This is a genomic window from Kordia jejudonensis (assembly GCF_001005315.1).
Taxonomy (GTDB): Bacteria; Bacteroidota; Bacteroidia; order Flavobacteriales; family Flavobacteriaceae; genus Kordia; species Kordia jejudonensis.
In genome coordinates, this window is the sequence record NZ_LBMG01000054.1 from 17,483 (window position 1) to 35,767 (window position 18,285).

At 33.7% G+C, this 18,285-nt stretch carries 15 protein-coding genes; 14 read left to right on the forward strand and 1 reads right to left on the reverse strand.

Annotated features, from left to right (window positions below):
- The first annotated feature begins 41 nt into the window (after positions 1-41).
- The 9 genes from AA089_RS19790 to AA089_RS19830 all read left to right on the forward strand — a co-directional run bounded on the left by AA089_RS19790 (position 42) and on the right by AA089_RS19830 (position 12,027).
- Complete coding sequence (locus AA089_RS19790; protein ID WP_046758738.1) at positions 42-731, forward strand: LOG family protein; 690 nt, start codon at positions 42-44, stop codon at positions 729-731.
- Between the two features lie 39 nt (positions 732-770).
- Positions 771-2,036, forward strand: a complete 1,266-nt coding sequence (locus AA089_RS19795; RefSeq protein WP_082113380.1) for a T9SS type A sorting domain-containing protein — start codon at positions 771-773, stop codon at positions 2,034-2,036.
- The gene (locus AA089_RS19800) at positions 2,037-4,862 is read left to right on the forward strand and encodes a gluzincin family metallopeptidase (protein ID WP_241480018.1); all 2,826 of its coding nucleotides are present in this window, start codon (positions 2,037-2,039) and stop codon (positions 4,860-4,862) included. It abuts the gene before it with no gap.
- Positions 4,863-5,123: 261 nt separating this feature from the next.
- On the forward strand, positions 5,124-5,903 hold the full coding sequence (locus AA089_RS19805) for a YHYH protein (RefSeq protein ID WP_046758740.1): 780 nt from the start codon (positions 5,124-5,126) through the stop codon (positions 5,901-5,903).
- Between the two features lie 85 nt (positions 5,904-5,988).
- On the forward strand, positions 5,989-6,612 hold the full coding sequence (locus AA089_RS19810) for a toxin-antitoxin system YwqK family antitoxin (RefSeq protein WP_053002602.1): 624 nt from the start codon (positions 5,989-5,991) through the stop codon (positions 6,610-6,612).
- Positions 6,613-6,842: 230 nt separating this feature from the next.
- Positions 6,843-9,254, forward strand: a complete 2,412-nt coding sequence (locus tag AA089_RS19815) for an alpha-ketoacid dehydrogenase subunit alpha/beta (RefSeq protein WP_046758753.1) — start codon at positions 6,843-6,845, stop codon at positions 9,252-9,254.
- A 193-nt stretch (positions 9,255-9,447) separates the two neighbouring features.
- Entirely contained in the window at positions 9,448-9,825 is a 378-nt protein-coding gene (locus AA089_RS19820) for a hypothetical protein (RefSeq protein WP_046758741.1), read from the forward strand.
- Between the two features lie 121 nt (positions 9,826-9,946).
- Entirely contained in the window at positions 9,947-10,744 is a 798-nt protein-coding gene (locus AA089_RS19825) for a DUF1853 family protein (protein ID WP_046758742.1), read from the forward strand.
- An 80-nt stretch (positions 10,745-10,824) separates the two neighbouring features.
- Positions 10,825-12,027, forward strand: coding sequence for a helix-turn-helix domain-containing protein (locus AA089_RS19830; protein WP_046758743.1), 1,203 nt, complete (start codon positions 10,825-10,827; stop codon positions 12,025-12,027).
- Between the two features lie 193 nt (positions 12,028-12,220).
- On the opposite strand, the gene AA089_RS19835 is transcribed toward AA089_RS19830, so the two are convergent.
- On the reverse strand, positions 12,221-14,512 hold the full coding sequence (locus tag AA089_RS19835; RefSeq protein WP_053002603.1) for an ATP-binding protein: 2,292 nt from the start codon (positions 14,510-14,512) through the stop codon (positions 12,221-12,223).
- Between the two features lie 231 nt (positions 14,513-14,743).
- Here AA089_RS19835 and AA089_RS19840 point away from each other — a divergent pair, with 231 nt between their 5' ends.
- The 5 genes from AA089_RS19840 to AA089_RS19860 all read left to right on the forward strand — a co-directional run bounded on the left by AA089_RS19840 (position 14,744) and on the right by AA089_RS19860 (position 18,249).
- On the forward strand, positions 14,744-15,073 hold the full coding sequence (locus tag AA089_RS19840) for a GNAT family N-acetyltransferase (RefSeq protein WP_262495032.1): 330 nt from the start codon (positions 14,744-14,746) through the stop codon (positions 15,071-15,073).
- Between the two features lie 857 nt (positions 15,074-15,930).
- Entirely contained in the window at positions 15,931-16,428 is a 498-nt protein-coding gene (locus tag AA089_RS19845; RefSeq protein ID WP_046758745.1) for a DoxX family protein, read from the forward strand.
- Between the two features lie 34 nt (positions 16,429-16,462).
- A complete protein-coding gene (locus AA089_RS19850) occupies positions 16,463-16,954 on the forward strand; it encodes a hypothetical protein (RefSeq protein WP_046758746.1) in 492 nt (163 codons plus the stop codon).
- A gap of 4 nt (positions 16,955-16,958) precedes the next feature.
- Positions 16,959-17,354: a hypothetical protein gene (locus AA089_RS19855; RefSeq protein WP_046758747.1), complete on the forward strand. Its 396-nt coding sequence runs from the start codon at positions 16,959-16,961 to the stop codon at positions 17,352-17,354.
- Positions 17,355-17,358: 4 nt separating this feature from the next.
- Entirely contained in the window at positions 17,359-18,249 is an 891-nt protein-coding gene (locus AA089_RS19860) for a GIN domain-containing protein (protein ID WP_046758748.1), read from the forward strand.
- Positions 18,250-18,285 lie beyond the last annotated feature (36 nt).

The following is an 18,285-nucleotide window of genomic DNA, read 5'->3' on the forward strand; positions in this document are numbered from 1 at the left end:
ATAGTATCTTAGCACGTTTTGATTAAAATTTAATACAGCATATGAGAAAAGAGAAAAACCATAAAGGTTGGAATGAGATAAAAACAAACGATTCTTGGGCACTTTTTAAGATCATGGGCGAATTCGTAAACGGATTCGAAAAAATGAGCCAAATTGGTCCTTGTGTTTCAATATTTGGATCTGCACGTACAAAACCAGAAGATAAATACTATAAGCTTGCACAAGATATTGCGCATAAAATTGTAGATCATGGTTACGGAGTCATTACAGGTGGTGGACCCGGAATTATGGAAGCTGGAAACAAAGGTGCGCACTTAGGTGGCGGAACTTCTGTAGGACTGAATATTGTGTTGCCATTTGAACAACACGACAATCCTTATATTGATCCAGATAAAAGTATCAACTTTGATTACTTCTTCGTTCGTAAAGTAATGTTTGTAAAATACTCGCAAGGATTTGTAGTCATGCCTGGAGGTTTTGGAACATTAGACGAATTATTTGAAGCGATCACGCTCATTCAAACAAAAAAAATTGACAAATTCCCTATCATTCTTGTAGGAGCAGAATTCTGGTCTGGTTTAATGGATTGGGTAAAAGCGACCTTGCTAGACAAATTTGAAAACATTAGCGCTCACGATTTAGATTTAATTCACATCGTAGACAATGAAGACCAAGTATTAGACATCTTAGATGCCTTCTACAAGAAAACAAATCTGAGTCCTAACTTCTAAACTAGAAGTTTTGTAGAATAATTGCCGAAAAAGAAAAAAATGAAAAGAAAATTCCTCATCCTTTGCCTGCTATGCTTAGGATTACAACAAATTACAGCTCAGGAAAATATTAAGACGATGTTTTACAATCTCTTAAATTTTCCTGAATTGTCCATAAACAGACTCGATGAACTAGAAGTTATCATTACGGATTATCAACCCGATTTGTTCATGGTGTGCGAACTAAACGATGCGTTTGGCGCAGGTTTAATTTTGACAAGATTGCAAAGTATCAATCCAAATTATGCACAAGCAGTATATTTTAACAATACATCTGACGATAATGGAAGTAATTCCAATTTGCTGCAAAATTTGATTTATTACGATAGTTCAAAATTTATCCTTGAAGGACAAGACATCATTACAACAACATTGCGCGATTTTAATCGATATACCTTACGACTCAACACCGTAAACCAAGCAACAAATCCAATTCGTTTGGAAGTATTTGTAGGACATTTAAAAGCTGGAAACTCACCAGAAGATGAATTGCGCCGATTTTTAATGGTAGAAGAACTTGTTTCCTACTTATCTACAATTGATGTCAACAGTAAAGTCATTTTTGCTGGCGATCTAAATTTGTATACCAGTAATGACATTACGTTCCAAAAACTTATTGATCCTACAAATGCAATCACGCTAACTGATCCGATCAATCGTTTGGGCGATTGGCATACGAATAGTACATTTCTAGACGTATTTACACAATCGACACGTACGCAAGGTGGTTTGGGTGGCGCAACTGGTGGATTTGACGATCGTTTTGATTTTATCCTAACGTCCGAAAATATGATGACGAATACAGACCTATATTATGTTGCAAATTCATATAAATCATATGGAAACAATAACAATCCTAACTGCTACAATCGTGAAATTAATTCGTCAGATTGTGCGGAAGTGCCAGGTTCTGGAATCAGCTACTCACAAACCTTACGAAATGCGTTATATGACATGAGCGATCACTTGCCTGTAGTTATGGAATTGGAAACCAATGAACAATTATTAAGTACTTCATCTTTCAATGCAGAAGCTACTTTTAACTTCATTAGAGGAAATGTTACGTCTGACGAACTCGCATTTGTGTTAAATTCTTCCAAAAAAGACAATGAATATGTGATATATAACGTTCTAGGGCAAGAATTACAGTCAGGAACTATAAAAAATAACGATATTACACGTGTCAATGTCGGAACACTTCCAAAAGGAATATATTACCTGACCATTGAAAATTATACAGAAACAAAAAAATTCATAAAACAATAATTGAACTCTATACGCTTCCATTTCGCTTCCTACCTACTATTGTTCTTTAGCGTTTTAGCTTTTGGACAACACAAAAATACGGTCACAGCAACAGTACTTGCTGAGGAAAATAGTGTGGTCATTTCTCAAGAAATTACCTATACGAACGAAACCAATACAACACTCAATGAAATTTATTTTAACGATTGGAGTCATGGTTTTTCGGGGAAAAATACGCCTTTGGCAAAACGATTTGCGGAGGAATTTCACCGACACTTTCACTTAGCGCTAAAAAAGAAACGTGGAAATACCGCTATTGAAAGCTTTACGCTAAATGATATCGAAGTTAATTGGGAACGATTGGAAGATCAAGTAGATATTATAAAAGTCAAGCTTAATACGCCTTTGAAAGCCAATGAACATATCAAGTTTCAACTCAATTACACGGTAAAATTACCAAGTGACGAATTCACACGGTATGGCTATCGAAACAACGGAGATTTTAGCTTGCGATTTTGGTACATAACACCTGCAGCGTACAGAAATGGTTGGAAACTATACAGTAACAAAAATTTAGACGATTTATACACGGAACAAGCAGCGCATACGATCAACATAATCTATCCTAAAAAATATACGCTCATTTCAAGTGCTGATACTACTGTAGAAAGCGAAGAAGGTTTTGCCAAACTAAAAGCAACTGACGTAAAAGAAATTACCATATTACTGCGTCAAAATTCAGAATTTAAAACTTTTCAAACCGATAAAGTAAACATTACGACGAATTTGGATGCGTTTGGAATGGATGAAAAAATGCAAGCCATTGCAGTGGATAAAGTAGTACAATTTATTCATGAAAAATTAGGAGAATTTCCCCGAAAAGAAATGTTGATTTCAAGAATTGACAACAAAAAGAATCCTGTGTACGGATTGGGACAATTGCCTTCGTTTATAAGACCATTTACAGATGATTTTCAGTTTGAAATTAAATTGCTAAAAGCGGTTCTTACGAAAAACTTAGAAGAATCAATGTGGATGGACACACGAACTGAAAAGTGGATTTCGGATGCGTTAGAAACGTATATGTTGATGGTATATGCAGAAACCTATTACCCAAACATGAAGCTAACTGGCGGATTATCAAAAATTTGGGGCGTACGTTCGTATGAATTTGCAAAACTTGAATTTAACGATCAATATCCGTTTCTGTATATGTTGATGGCGCGTAAAAACATCGATCAGCCACTGAATACTCCAAAAGATTCTTTAACAAAATTCAATAACAATATTGCGAACAAATACAAAGCTGGTGTTGGGTTGAAATACCTAAAATCGTACTTTGATGAACAAATTATTGATGATTTTGTCAAAGAATTCTACACCAACAATCGTTTGCAGAAATCAACGCGTAAAGATTTTGAAGAATTGCTTAAATCAAAAGCTACAAAAGATATCGATTGGTATTTTAATAACTATGTAGATTCAAGAAAGCGAATTGATTACAAAATTAAAAGTGTGGAAAAAACAGCCGATTCCTTACAAGTGACCATCAAAAACAAATACGATGGCAACTTCCCTATTTCACTATTTGGAATAAAAAATGATTCGGTCGTTTCAAAATATTGGGTTACAGATATTGGCGAAAAGAAAACCGTGACCATTCCACGAGAAGGCATCGATCGTTTGGTATTGAATTATGATAAAATTATTCCTGAATTCAACCAACGTGACAACTGGAAATCGCTCAATGGATTCTTTGCGAATAACAAAAAGTTGCGATTTACCTTCTTTAAAGATGCTGAAAATCCACATTACAATCAAATATTCTTTGTGCCTGTAGCACGATTCAATTTATATGACGGATTTACACCAGGAATGCGTTTGTACAACAAAGTATTTCTAACAAAACGTCTTTTATACGATTTCAAACCTTCGTACGGACTGCGTTCGAAACAATTAGTAGGTTCGGGAAGTATTTCGTATCGTCATGATATTGAAAGTACCAATAGCGACTTATATTTTGTGCGTTTTACGGCAGGCGGAAACTACTTTAACTATGCGGAAGACTTGGCTTATACGCGTTTGGTACCGAAAGTTACATTTGGTTTTAGAGATCCTGATTTTAGATCGAATCAAAAAGAATTTATCGATTTTAGATATGTAATTGTACAACGGGAACAAGCAGAAATTCCTGATGAAACCATTGCAAACGAACCAAATTATAGCGTTTTCAATGCGCGTTATGTATATTCAAATCCTGATCCAATTCGTCATTTAACGTGGTTTACAGATTTTCAACTCTCAAAACGTTTCTCAAAAGTATCGTTTAACCTAAACTATAGAAAGCTTTTTCAAGATAATAGACAGTTAAATGTGCGTTTCTTCTTTGGGAAATTTCTATTCAATGATACCAACTCCGATTTCTTTAGTTTCGCTTTAGACAGACCAACGGATTATTTGTTTGATTACAATTATTACGGACGTTCGGAAGATACAGGACTGTTCAGTCAACAATTAATTGTTGCAGAAGGAGGATTCAAGTCTAAGCTCGAAAATCCGTTCTCAAACAATTGGATGGGAACAATTAATGGAAGTTATAGTATTTGGCGATGGATTGAAGCCTACGGCGATATGGGAATGTTAAAAAATGATGGAAGAAACACACGTTTTGTGTACGATTCTGGTATTCGACTCAACTTAGTGCCTGACTTCTTTGAATTGTATTTCCCTGTATATTCAAACAATGGCTGGGAAATAGCACAACCTGGTTTTGACCAACGCATCCGATTCATTGTAACACTGAGTCCAAAAACACTGACGAAACTATTTACACGTAAGTGGTTTTAGTTTTTTGTCTGTTGACTGAAAATTCAAAAATCATACGCACCTTTTTTACACCTATAAACTTCAAAAATCATAGGTATATTAAACCTTTGACTAAAATTAAAGTCTAACAAAATAATTATCGGAACTGATCAAATCGTTTTTACTATAACTTTCATTTGTAAAAGTGTATCTCATCAAATTGATAATAGCAATTGTATCGCTGAAAAGCTATTCAATATTCAGAATTTGAATACAATATATTAACAAGCTAACATCCATAACATGAAAAAACTAACACGCACACTTTTACTTCTTTTAGTTACTGCAATCTTTGTATCATCTTGTGATGATGATTCCAATGCAACAACTACAGAACCATCAGCAACAGAAACTAGCACACCGTTAGCTGCATTTGATGAATTTAATACCGATGCGGTAACAATTTCATTTGATGGAGACGAAATCACAATTGATACCAATGGTGTACCAAATCACACTTCTCCATATTGGGAATCGTCTGCACCGTTGCATATTGATGCTGTGGTAGCTACTGCACTGACTCCAGGTATGATTGGAGATCGTAGTTTTACGGTAACTGTTCCTTCAGCTCCAGGTTTGGCGAGTTCAAGTACTGCAACAGGTTTAGGTCCAATTGGAATTTCCGTAACAGGAACACCAATATTCAACGATACAGAAGGACCAAATGTGCCATTAGAAGCACAAATTGCAGAAACTTTTGATTACGCAGGAGCGCACATGGGACCATCAGGATATCACTATCATGTAGAATCTTCCGATGTTCCTGAAAATACTGTGCTTTCACATAATGATGAAAAATTAGTTGGTATCATGGCGGATGGTTTTTTAATTTATGGCAGAAAGTGCAATGCTACAGGAAATTACCCAACCGACTTAGATGCTTCTGGCGGACATAGATCTTCCTCTCAACATAGTAATGGAGAAGAATTTTATCATTATCACATCATTAATGAATTTTACTTAGGAACTATCATTGTTCTTTTTGGCGTTGATTTGCAAGGTACTCCAAACGCTATTATGTAATTAATAAGTATATAGTCAATTGATTGAAAAAAGATTATTTATAGTCTATTTTTTCAAGACAATACTGACATGAAAAATCATTGAAATGAGAATATATTTTTGGTCGATTTTATTGGCAAGCGTTCTATTGATTGGCTGCGCAAAACAAGGAGAAAAACTATCTCCGAGCAGTAATGCTGATCTTACGTTGAAAGTTCCAGAAATAGTTACGTTAACATCTGCCTTGACATATCATCCTGAAACATCATTATGGACTTTAAACAATTTGCCCTACTCAGGATTCGCAGTTAGTTACTATCCTGATCATAGTTTAAAAGAAAAATTTGGTATTTTTAATGGAGTGAAGCAAAACGAATTCCTGCAATGGTTTCCTGATGGACATTTAAAAAGTAGTACAAACTATCATTTGGGAAAATTACACGGAGAAAAGAAAATTTGGTCTTCCGATTCGGCACACGTTTTAATTGCACATTTCAACTACGATACAGGAAAAGCACATGGTGTACAAAAAAAATGGTATGCTACGGGCGAACTTTACAAAATACTGCATCTAAACCAAGGCAAAGAAGAAGGCATGCAACAAGCATTCAGAAAAAATGGTGTTTTATATGCAAATTACGAAGCACGAGAAGGTAGAATTTTTGGATTAAAAAAGGCAGCTCTTTGTTTCGGTTTGGAAGATGAAAAAGTGAAATACAAAGAAGAATAAACACCTATTCATCATAAAATGAGGACGTTTGGTCTTGGAATGCAAGATTTCAAAAAATGCTTTATAAAAATTAAACAATTGTCAGTGAAAAAGTGATTTTCTGTCATATTTTGAATAAATCATAATTAAAATTAGCTTTTATTAAATTATTCACATTTTTTTAAGACGATCAGCTATTGTAAAAATGCGCTATTTTTTATACTTTTGTGAGACTTCAATTTACAAGAACTATGCAAGCAAAAGTTGAGAATACACAAGATATTTCATTCGATCAGTTCAAAGAGGAAATCATTCGCGATTTTACTACCGCAGTTACAAGTAGAGAATGTAGCCTTTTGGGTCGTAGAGAAGTATTGACTGGAAAAGCCAAATTTGGTATTTTCGGCGACGGAAAAGAAGTTCCACAACTCGCACTAGCCAAAGCATTTCAAAATGGAGATTTTAGATCAGGATATTACCGTGATCAAACCTTCATGATGGCAATTGGCGAATTGAACATTCAACAATTTTTTGCAGGTTTGTATGCGCATACCGATATTGATGTGGAGCCAATGTCTGCCGGAAGACAAATGGGCGGACACTTTGCTACACATAGTTTGGATAAAAATGGAGAATGGAAAAACTTAACCAAACAGAAGAATTCAAGTGCTGACATCTCTCCTACTGCTGGGCAAATGCCTCGTCTGCTAGGATTGGCGCAAGCATCTAAAATATACAGAAATGTTTCAGGAATTAATACTGAAAAATTCTCTGAAAACGGAAACGAAATTGCTTGGGGAACTATTGGAAACGCAAGTACAAGCGAAGGTTTGTTCTTTGAAACCATTAATGCAGCGGGCGTTCTACAAGTACCAATGGTCATGAGTGTTTGGGATGATGAATACGGAATTTCAGTGCATGCGAAACATCAAACGACCAAAGAAAATATTTCTGAAATCTTAAAAGGTTTTCAACGTACAGAAACAGAAAAAGGATACGAAATTTTCACCGTAAACGGTTGGGATTATCCTTCACTAATTGCTACGTATCAAAAAGCATCCGATATTGCCCGTGAAGAACACGTTCCTGTGTTAATTCATGTACAACAAGTAACGCAACCACAAGGACATTCAACGTCTGGTTCGCACGAGCGTTACAAAAGCAAAGAGCGTTTGGCTTGGGAAGTAGAATATGATTGCAATGCTCAAATGCGTCAATGGATCATTGATAATGGTATTGAAACGGATGAAAACTTATCCGCTTTGGAAAAAGATATCAAAAAGCAAGTTCGTGATGGTAAAAAAGCTGCATGGAAAGCCTTTGTAGCACCGATGAAGCAAGAACAGTTAGAAGCTATTCAGTTGCTTGAAAACTTAGCACAATCGAGTCCTAATAAAGTATTTATTAATAAACTGAAAGAGGAATTAGCCGCCATTGCAGAGCCAATTCGTAAAGAAATTGCGAGTTACACACGTAAAGCATTGCGTTTGGTTGTTGGCGAATCGTCAAACGAAAAACAACAGCTAAGCAATTGGATTAAGGCATATTTCGAGAAAATTCAACCAAAATACAGTTCACACTTATACAGTGAATCTAAAAAAAGCGTACATCACATCACTGAAAATGCACCAATATACGACGCGAAGGCGGAAGAAGTTGATGCACGTCTAGTTTTAAGAGATAACTTTGATGCTATTTTTTCAAAATATCCAGAAGCGTTAATTTTCGGAGAAGATGCTGGAGAAATTGGCGATGTAAATCAAGGACTTGAAGGAATGCAAGCCAAATATGGAGAATTGCGCGTTTCGGATACAGGAATTCGTGAAGCGACTATTTTAGGACAAGGAATTGGAATGGCAATGCGTGGCTTACGTCCGATTGCGGAAATTCAATATTTAGACTATTTATTATACGCGTTGCAAATTATGAGTGATGATTTGGCAACCTTACAATACAGAACCAAAGGAACACAAAAAGCGCCTGTAATTATCAGAACGCGTGGACACCGTTTGGAAGGAATTTGGCATTCTGGTTCGCCAATGGGTGCAATCATTAATTCTATTCGAGGAATTCACGTATTGGTGCCAAGAAACATGACCAAAGCCGCAGGATTTTATAACACGTTGTTAGAAAGTGATGAACCTGCATTGGTTGTTGAATGCTTGAATGGATATCGTTTAAAAGAAAAACTACCAACGAACTTAGGAGAATTCAAAACACCGTTAGGCGTTGTAGAAACGATTAAAGAAGGTGCTGACATGACAGTTGTTTCATATGGTTCTACATTACGAATTATAGAGCAAGCTGCCAAAGAATTACAAGCTGTCGGAATTGACATTGAAATCATTGATTGTCAATCTTTATTGCCTTTTGATATCAATCATGATATTGTAAAAAGTGTAGAAAAAACAAACCGTTTGTTAGTAATTGACGAAGATGTGCCTGGCGGTGCTTCTGCATTTATGCTTCAACACATTGTAGATGAACAAGATGCATACAAGTTTTTGGATAGCAAACCGCAAACTTTGACGGCAAAAGCACACAGACCTGCATATGGAACCGATGGAGATTATTTCTCTAAACCTTCGGTAGAAGATGTTTTTGAAAAGATTTATGCCATGATGCATGAAACAAATCCAACGGATTATCCTGAATTGTATTAAAATTAAAACTTTCAACATATATAAACGCCAAACTTCATGAAGTTTGGCGTTTTTTTATGATGATTGGAATTATCAATAAAATTAGCAATTAAGACATCTTTTTCATAAGTAATAATACAAAATACCTACAATTAGGTATTGAATTGATTAGCCTAAATCTAGACATTTGAATCACTAATCAAAATACATTATTATGAAAAACACATCAAATATCTATGCAATCGCTTTGCTATTAATGATCGCAGTGATAACTTTATCTTTTACATCTTCCAAAGATTATGAACATTCAGGCGAAGTGAGCAATGAAGTTATCGTAGTAACAGATTATGACGACTGTAAATGGACATTTACTACCAATTTTAACAGAATTACTGTAGAAGTAGCGGATGGTCAGGAATATCATTGTTCTGAAAAGAAAAATGTAAAAAGATTCACTTTGAAAAAAGGAGAAAAACATACTCTCTATGGAGAATTTATTTGCTACAGAAGAAAATCACCTGGTTACGATTGGACTAACTGGACAAAGGCAGTAATGTGTATGGGAAAACCTCTCGAAGTTCAAGTCAGATAACATAAAATTACATCACACATTAAGTAAGATATTTAATAAATATAAACTTATTTTATATAACCGAATTGAAAAGTACGCCAAGCACTAAAGTTTGGCGTTTTTTATTTCCTATATTTAACTGATGAATACGACATCGAGAATACTATCAATTCTAGAAACAGCACAACTAAGTGCAGAAACTACAGGTTTTGAGTCGTTTCATGTATCAGCACTGCATGTAAAATCACTTCCAAGTTTCGAATTACCTATAAAGCTCAGATTGGGTCATATGGTAGAAAAAGTAGTTTCAGCATGCATTAAATCGTCTGATAATTACAAGATTCTTTATGAGAACGTTCAGATTAAGAAAGATAAAAATACCATTGGCGAACTTGATTTTATTATTGAAGAATTGCAATCGAACCAAATTATTCATTTGGAATTAGCGTATAAATTCTACTTATACGATCCGACAATTTCTCAAAATCCGTTGCACAACTGGATTGGACCTAATCGTAGAGATTCTCTAAAAGAAAAAATAGACAAACTACAACAGAAACAATTTCCATTATTGCATCATGAAGCGACAATAGCGCAACTACACAATTTGGAAGTAACTACTATAAAACAACAGTTGTGTTTACTAGCGTCTTTGTACATTCCGTTAGCATGTAAGGAAAATTTTAATGATGATTTTCAACAAGCAATCAAAGGATATTATTTCAATTTTGATACGTTTAGCCAGCAAAATCATACAGAAAAATTATATCATATGCCCATAAAAAAAGCTTGGGGAATTGATCCTTCAGAACATGACATTTGGATGACTTTTGAGGAAATTCAACATGAAATGCAACGACAATTGCAACAAAAACATGCGCCGTTATGTTGGCAGAAACACCATGATACGTATGAATCATTTTTTGTAGTTTGGTGGTAATTGAAATACAAAACAAGGTCTCAAATCGTATCATGAGCCAATTTTGATTCTAAAAAACTCAAAAAGTTTAGTAGCTTTGAATGCAATCAAAAAAACGATTCAATTCCATGTTTCTATTTCCATCTTTCAACTTTTACAGCACACCTTTGTTAATTCTTGTAATTCAAGGATTGATTTTAGCTGGATTATTGTTGAAAAGATATTTGGAAAAAAGAAACGCTTCCGACGCCATTTTAGCCATTTTACTATTAATTACTAGTTACCAACAAACTTGCTACACCGTTGGTTTTATGGGTTGGTATGATACATTTCGGAATACAAAAATCAATTATTTTCTGATTCCAGCGGCAACTGCGATTGCTCCATTGATTTACTTGTATGTGAAATCGATTACGAAATCGAACTTTAGATTTCTTCGCAAACATTGGTGTCATTTTGCTATCGCGATAAGCTTAGTGGTCTATCGTTTAACGATTTACACCTATGATTATTTACAACCTGGATTTCACGAAACTCAAAATGGTGTTTTAAAAATTGAACTTGATGAAGCGATTGTTTTACCAATTCTAAATGTCATTGATTTCTCGGTAAAGCTTTTATACTTGGCATTTACCATTCAACTATATGTGAATTACAAGCAAAAAATTAAACAATACTTTTCCAATGTTTTTAAGCTAGAGCTGAATTGGATTCGAAACTTTCTCATTGTATTTACATTTCTATTTTTATACAGTTCAATACAAAGTGTCGTAGGTAGTTTTATTACCGATTTGGGTTATAATGAACGTTGGTGGCTGAATTTATCAATGGCAATTTGTTCCTTGTATATTGGCCTGAAAGGTTATTTTACAGATACAACCAAGCTAAATAAGTTGGATTTTAGTTTTTCGCCGAAACAAATTTCTATTCCTGAACATACCAAAGAAACTAAAAAAGAAGTTTCTGAAACACAAATAGAATTGGTTGCTTCCTTAATGCAAAATGAAAAACCATATTTAAATCCTGATTTAAATTTGTCCGAATTGGCAAAACAAGCCAACTTAACACGTGCGCAACTTTCGGAAATTATCAATAGTGGTTTTCATATGAATTTTAACGACTTTGTGAATTCTTATCGTGTAAATGCATTTAAAAGCATGCTGAAACAGGGGAAACACGAACAACTTTCCTTATTAGGAATTGCCTACGAATGTGGTTTTAACAGCAAAGCTACTTTTAACAGAGTCTTCAAAAAACTGACCAGCTTCTCTCCTACGCAGTATTTGCAATCGCAATCTAGTTGATTTGGTTTGATTGGTAATTTGCGGATTTGTTTTTTGTTGATTTGTTGATTCGATTAAATCCAACTATCTAACAATCTAAAAGCAAAGCAAATCCAAAATATAACGTCTCAAATCGTAAAAAGTAGTTTTTGAAGGTATTTTGAGTCTTCAATTTTAATCTAAACAACGAATCGAAGTACTACATGAAATCAATTTATATTTCGCTTTCTAATGTAGATTTTATGTTAGCCGCAATTGTTTTTTTGAATTGATCAATATCGTAAGGTTTTAAGATAATGTCATTCATTCCGCATTCGAAGATTTGATTTTTTTGTTCTTCTATATCCACTGCAGTAAGTGCAATTATAGGAATCGTGGTATTGAACTGTCGAATGTCTTTAGTAGCTTCAATACCGTTTTTTACAGGCATGTTGATGTCCATTAGTACCAAATCGAATTCAGATTGCCTCACTGCGCTTACGGCTTTTTCTCCATTTTCAGCTATAGTACATATAACGCCTTCGCTGTCTAAAATACGTTTCGTTACAGTTTGATTGATTCGATTATCTTCAACAATTAGTACTTTTTTGTGTTCTAATTGTTTAAAATCTAAAATTGGAAGTACATTTTGCGCCAAAGTTTCATTAGAAATGAGCATGCCAATAGTAAAAGTAAATGTACTGCCTTTTCCAAGTTCACTTTCTACGGTAATGGTTCCATTGGCTTGTTCTATTAGTTTTTTGACAATTGGCAAACCTAAACCAGTACCTTGATAAGCAGACGAAGACGAATCTATTTGGGCAAATTCATTAAAAACGTGCTCTAATTTTGTTTTTTCAATCCCAGCTCCAGTATCTTTAATTGTAAATTGCAGCGTTGCCGCAGTTTCTGTACGTTCTAGTAGTTTTATAACGATATCAATTTTTCCTTTCTCTGTAAATTTACAGGCATTGCCAATTAAATTCATTAGTATTTGAGACAATCGTACCGAATTATATTTTAGTAATAAAGGAACATCTTCATGTATCGTAACACTAATTTCATTTTCGTGTTGCAATGTTATGTACTCAAATGAAGAAACTATTCGAGATGTTAGCGTTTTTAAATTAAACGTAATGTCTTCTTCTTTAAAGTTTTTATTTTCAATCTTGTTAATTTGAAGTAAATCATTTACCAGTGTGAGTAGATAATTCGCTGAAAACTTCAATGATTTTAAATCTTTTTCATGTTTTTTTAAATCCTCATTTTCAAGTAAAATAGAACTCAAACCAATAACACCGTACAATGGTGTTCGTAACTCATGACTTACGGTAGCAAAGAATTTGGTCTTTGTTTTTGCAAATTCTTCACTTTCTTTTTTCGCCAATAAATACTGTTTGTTCTTAATTTTTAAATCTTCTACGAGCGCTTTTCTTCTTTTACTAGAAACGTATGTTATGACTAATATGATCCCTAAAAAAACAACAGTGGCAATGGCAAGCACGAAAAAAATGCTTCTTCGTTCTGCTTGTTGCACTAAAAGTTCTTTTTCCAATTCATTCGTGGTAATCTGATTTTTATAGCGTTCTGCATTTAACTCTGCATACAACTTTGCATTTATTGCATCACTAATATTTTGAGTCTCACTTTTATCTTTTTCTTCTTCATAACCTTTAAGAATCTTATCAATTTCATAAAATTCTTTGTAATCTTTTTTCAACTCTAAGGCTTCTCTGTAACCCGTGTAACCTTCTAGTAAAGCTTCTGTGAAATCAGTATTCTCGCAAAGTTCAATTGTTTTTTTGAAATTGTTTATTGCTTCATCGGGTTCATTAAGTAATAAAAATTTTCTTCCTACATTGTGAAAATGACTTGCTGCATAATGCGGTGGATTTCCTAATAAATCCAAATAGTACGCTGTCTTTTTTATATGATAATCACTTTGAGTAGGATTCTTGTTTTCATTGTAAGCGCGTGATAAGTTGTGATGTATTACAAACAAGCGTGAGGTATCTTTTAAACGTTCTGCTAATTCGATACTTTCCAGATACAAACGTATGGTTTTGTTTCTGTAGCCTTCCATGTAATAATAAATATTCCCTAAGTAGCCTCTAAATTTTAAAATTAGAGAACTATCCTTTGTTTTTTCTGCATGTGCTAACGTTTTTAAAAATAGTTTCTTCGCGCGTATGCTATCTCTGACTTTTAATAAGGTATTACCAACAATTCCCCTCGTATCGTGAATATGATTCGCATTGTCACTTTTTTTTGCTAACGCCAGTCCTTTATCGGCATAAATTAGAATTGGGGCATAATTTTCTTTGTAATGTTCCTCATTCATTAACGTAATCATGGCATCAACATGTGTTGTAATCTCAGTTTTTGTAGAGTCTTTTGATATTTTAGGCAATGCATCAAGTATAGAATTTAGATTATTTAAATTAGTATCTGCATCTTGTGTTTGCCCTTGCACCTGTAAACTGAAGAAGTATATAAGTAGAAATATTATTTTTGTAAATAATTTCATGTTAATTTTAAAAATTTGGCATTAACAATATACATATTTTATACTAAACAATTATCTTTTTAACATGTTAAGAAAACTTCAAAAAACAATACTATTGTGATCTGTTGATTGGAAAAATATGTTGTAATTGTGAATATTTTTCTAGTAATGAAACAAATTAAAAATGGAAAAAGTTCAAAACACGACATTTTACATCAATAATATCTTTTGCAGAGGTAATTTTTAATTTCAATAAAGAATCGTAACTTCAGCTATAATACATCAAGCAAACCAGATTTTATGAAAATTACACGAGAAGATCACGGAAAAAAAGGAGTTTTCACCATTTTTAAAGAAGACGAACAAATTGGTAAAATGACTTATACTTGGGCGGGAAAAGATAAATTTATCATTGATCATACAGAAGTAGATGATGGTCATGAAGGAAACGGATACGGGAAAATGTTGGTAATGGAAGCGGTTTCTTTCGCAAGAGCTGAAAATTTAAAAATTATGCCGCTATGTCCGTTTGCCAAAAAAGTATTTGATAAAAATAGTGATCTTGAAGATGTAGCGTTTTAGAGCATAAATTAGGTAAATAGGTATATACAAATACACTGAAATATGAACCTCTATATTAATGTTCATTCGTTCATTTGTTCGTTTGTTGATTTGATTATCTGATCATAAACTAAACAACAAAATCATATTAGTTCTAAAATACTTATATACCAAAATACGAATCTAGTATGTTAGTGTTCATGCGGTCAGTTGTTCGTTTGTTAATTTGTTGATTTGTTCTTTTGATTATCTAATTATAAACTATACATCAAAATCATATTAGTTCTAAAATACTTATATACCAAAATATGAACCTACTATATTAATGTTCATTCGTTCATTTGTTGATTTGTTCTTTTGATTATCTGATCATAAACTAAACATCAAAATCATATTAGTTCTAAAATACTTACATACCAAAATACGAATCTACTATATTGATATTCATGCGGTCGTTTGTTAATTTGTTGATTTGTTCTTTTGATTATCTGATTATAAACTAAACATCAAAATCATATTAGTTCTAAAATACTTACATACCAAAATACGAACCTACTATGTGAGTGTTCATGCGGTTATTTGTTCTTTTGTTGATTTGTTGATTTAATTATCTGATCATATAACCATAGTAGTTCTTAAATACTTATGTACCAAAATACGAACCTACTATGTAAGTGTTCATGCAGTCAATTGTTCTTTTGTTGATTTGATTATCTAACAATCCAAAAGCAAAGCGAATCCAACAATCTAAGAGCGCAGCGAGTCCAAAATAAGACGTCTCAAATCGTACTATAAGCCTTCTTCATACGTTATAAGTCGTTCAATGGCGAATGATGTCGCAAATTTGTATCAAACAAAACGATATAAATTTTTGCATCATGAAAACGATCAAAACATACCTATTCAATCTTACAAAACCGATTACACAAAAACATTGGTTCGCGGATTTGTTATTTGCTGTTATTAGAATTATTTGTGGAATATTACTGGCTGTTGATTTTGGCGCTAGTAAATTTGGAATGCCTTGGACAGCCGATAGTCAAAACTTAAACTTATTTGAAGTTGCCGCTTGGTTTCCCGAAGATGTTGCCAATTATGGTGGAATCTTCGCCGCTTTTCCAATCTTTTTCGCTTGGATGGGCGCATTTAGTGAAGCCGTGGGCGGAATTTTTCTCGCACTAGGCTTACAAACTCGAATTGCTTCCTTTTTACTCATGTGTACCATGTTAGTTGCCATCTTTCTTCAAAAATGGGGACAATCAACTTGGGGAATGCTTCCTGCTATGGGCTTTCTATGGATTGCCATATACAACCTATATTTGGGTTCAGGTCGTTTTGGAATCGACTATTTAATTACTAGAAAATCAAACGCTTAATCAATTCATCAATCACTATAAAAACAAAAAAATTATGAAAACAATCATCACAGTTTGCATCGCAATTATAACAATTACAGTTGCGCAAGCACAAACACAAAAAGTAACAATTGCTGACTTTGAAAGTTTAGACAACACCAATTGGACAGGAGAATTAATGTATGTAAACTATGCGGATAACAAAGAAGTTATTTTGTCAACACTACTTCAATTAGAAGTAAAAAAGAACAAAATTGTCTTCAACACAAAATATACTTCAGAAGAAAGTGCAAACAATAAGAGTACGATCAAGATTAAGAAAAATGGTACACATTTAGACAATCAAAAAATTACAAAGGTTTCTAGATTTAGCGATGGAAGTATACAAATTGAAACCAGATATGAAGGACAAGATGCTAACAAAGATGCTAAAATTTACATTACTTATTTCTTTAACGACAAGCATCTTACGATGAAAAAAGAAGTAGAATTTAAAGATGCACCAGGAAAATTTGTTCGTAACCAATATACGTATACAAAATCGTAAGCTCATGAAAAAAATAATCATACTCGCAGGAATCTTCTTCACAGTTTTATGTACAAGTTGTGTACAAGAAACACATTTGAAAACAGTCACATTTAAAGTAGATATGAATGGTGTTTCAGCTATTGAAAATGTTGGATTGAAAGGAAATTTCACCAATCCTTCATGGAAACAAATTATACCATTGACAGACGAGAATAATGATGGAATTTACGAAGCAACACTAAGTCAAAAAACGGCAGTTAGCGCTATTCAATTCAAATTTGTAAATCAAGGACAATACGAATTAAAAGATGCACCAAATAGAACATTACAGTTTGAATATAAACCACAAAAAGTAACTTATGAAGCTACGTTTAACGACGCTAACGGAAAAACAATTACAAACGAATCACTAAAATAAAAAGATGAAATATATATATATACTACTATTCCTTCTCGGATTCGCCGTAAATGCACAAGTAAACGGAAATAAAAACATCATTACGCGCACGTTTCCATTAGAAAATATACAAAAAATAAAAATCAACTTTTACGCAAAAGTTACCATCGATCTAGCGGCGAAAGAAGGTATTACGATTACAACGGATGAAAATGTAATGGATTTAATTGGCAAAGAAGTTGTTGGAAACACGTTGTATTTAGATCAAATTGAATGGATTGAACCTTCGCAAGCTACTATCGTTATTGGTGCGCCAAACCTTCGTCATGTAGAAACGGGCACGCACGATGTTACCAAAATCATCAATATTGCTACTGAATATTTGCAATTGACAGCTCCGATTGGTACAATTTTGTTGGAAGGAAAAACCAACGAACTTCGTATTGGTGCAGAATTGGCAAAGGTAGACGCTTCAAATTTAGTCGCCGAAAATGCTTTTATCAACATTTGGAGTCGCGGCAATGTAACAGTACAGGTAACAAATGTTTTACATGCCGAAGTGAGTAATAGTGGCAAATTGATCTATGTAAATTCGCCCAAAAAGATAAAAAAGAACACTAAAAGAGATGGACAAGTGTTGCGTTTTGCTGAAAAAAATACTGTTAAAAACCCTGATGCGGAATGGATAAAGTTCAAAATTAAAAATAACAATTCAAATAGAAATAACTTCTTTGTGATAGGTCCAAAAAAAGACGGAACAAAATTTAGTTATGGTTTTCCCATGATGCCAAACGCGTTGCGAAAAGAAAATTGGACCGTTGGCACTAAAATATACAAAGTCAATAGTTTAGGATTTCGGAAACTATTAGTTACCATTACAAAACAAGATGCAGGAAAAGTAGTTTCTTTATTTTAGGAGCTTAAAAAAGCGAACCGAAGTTCAGTCATGGTC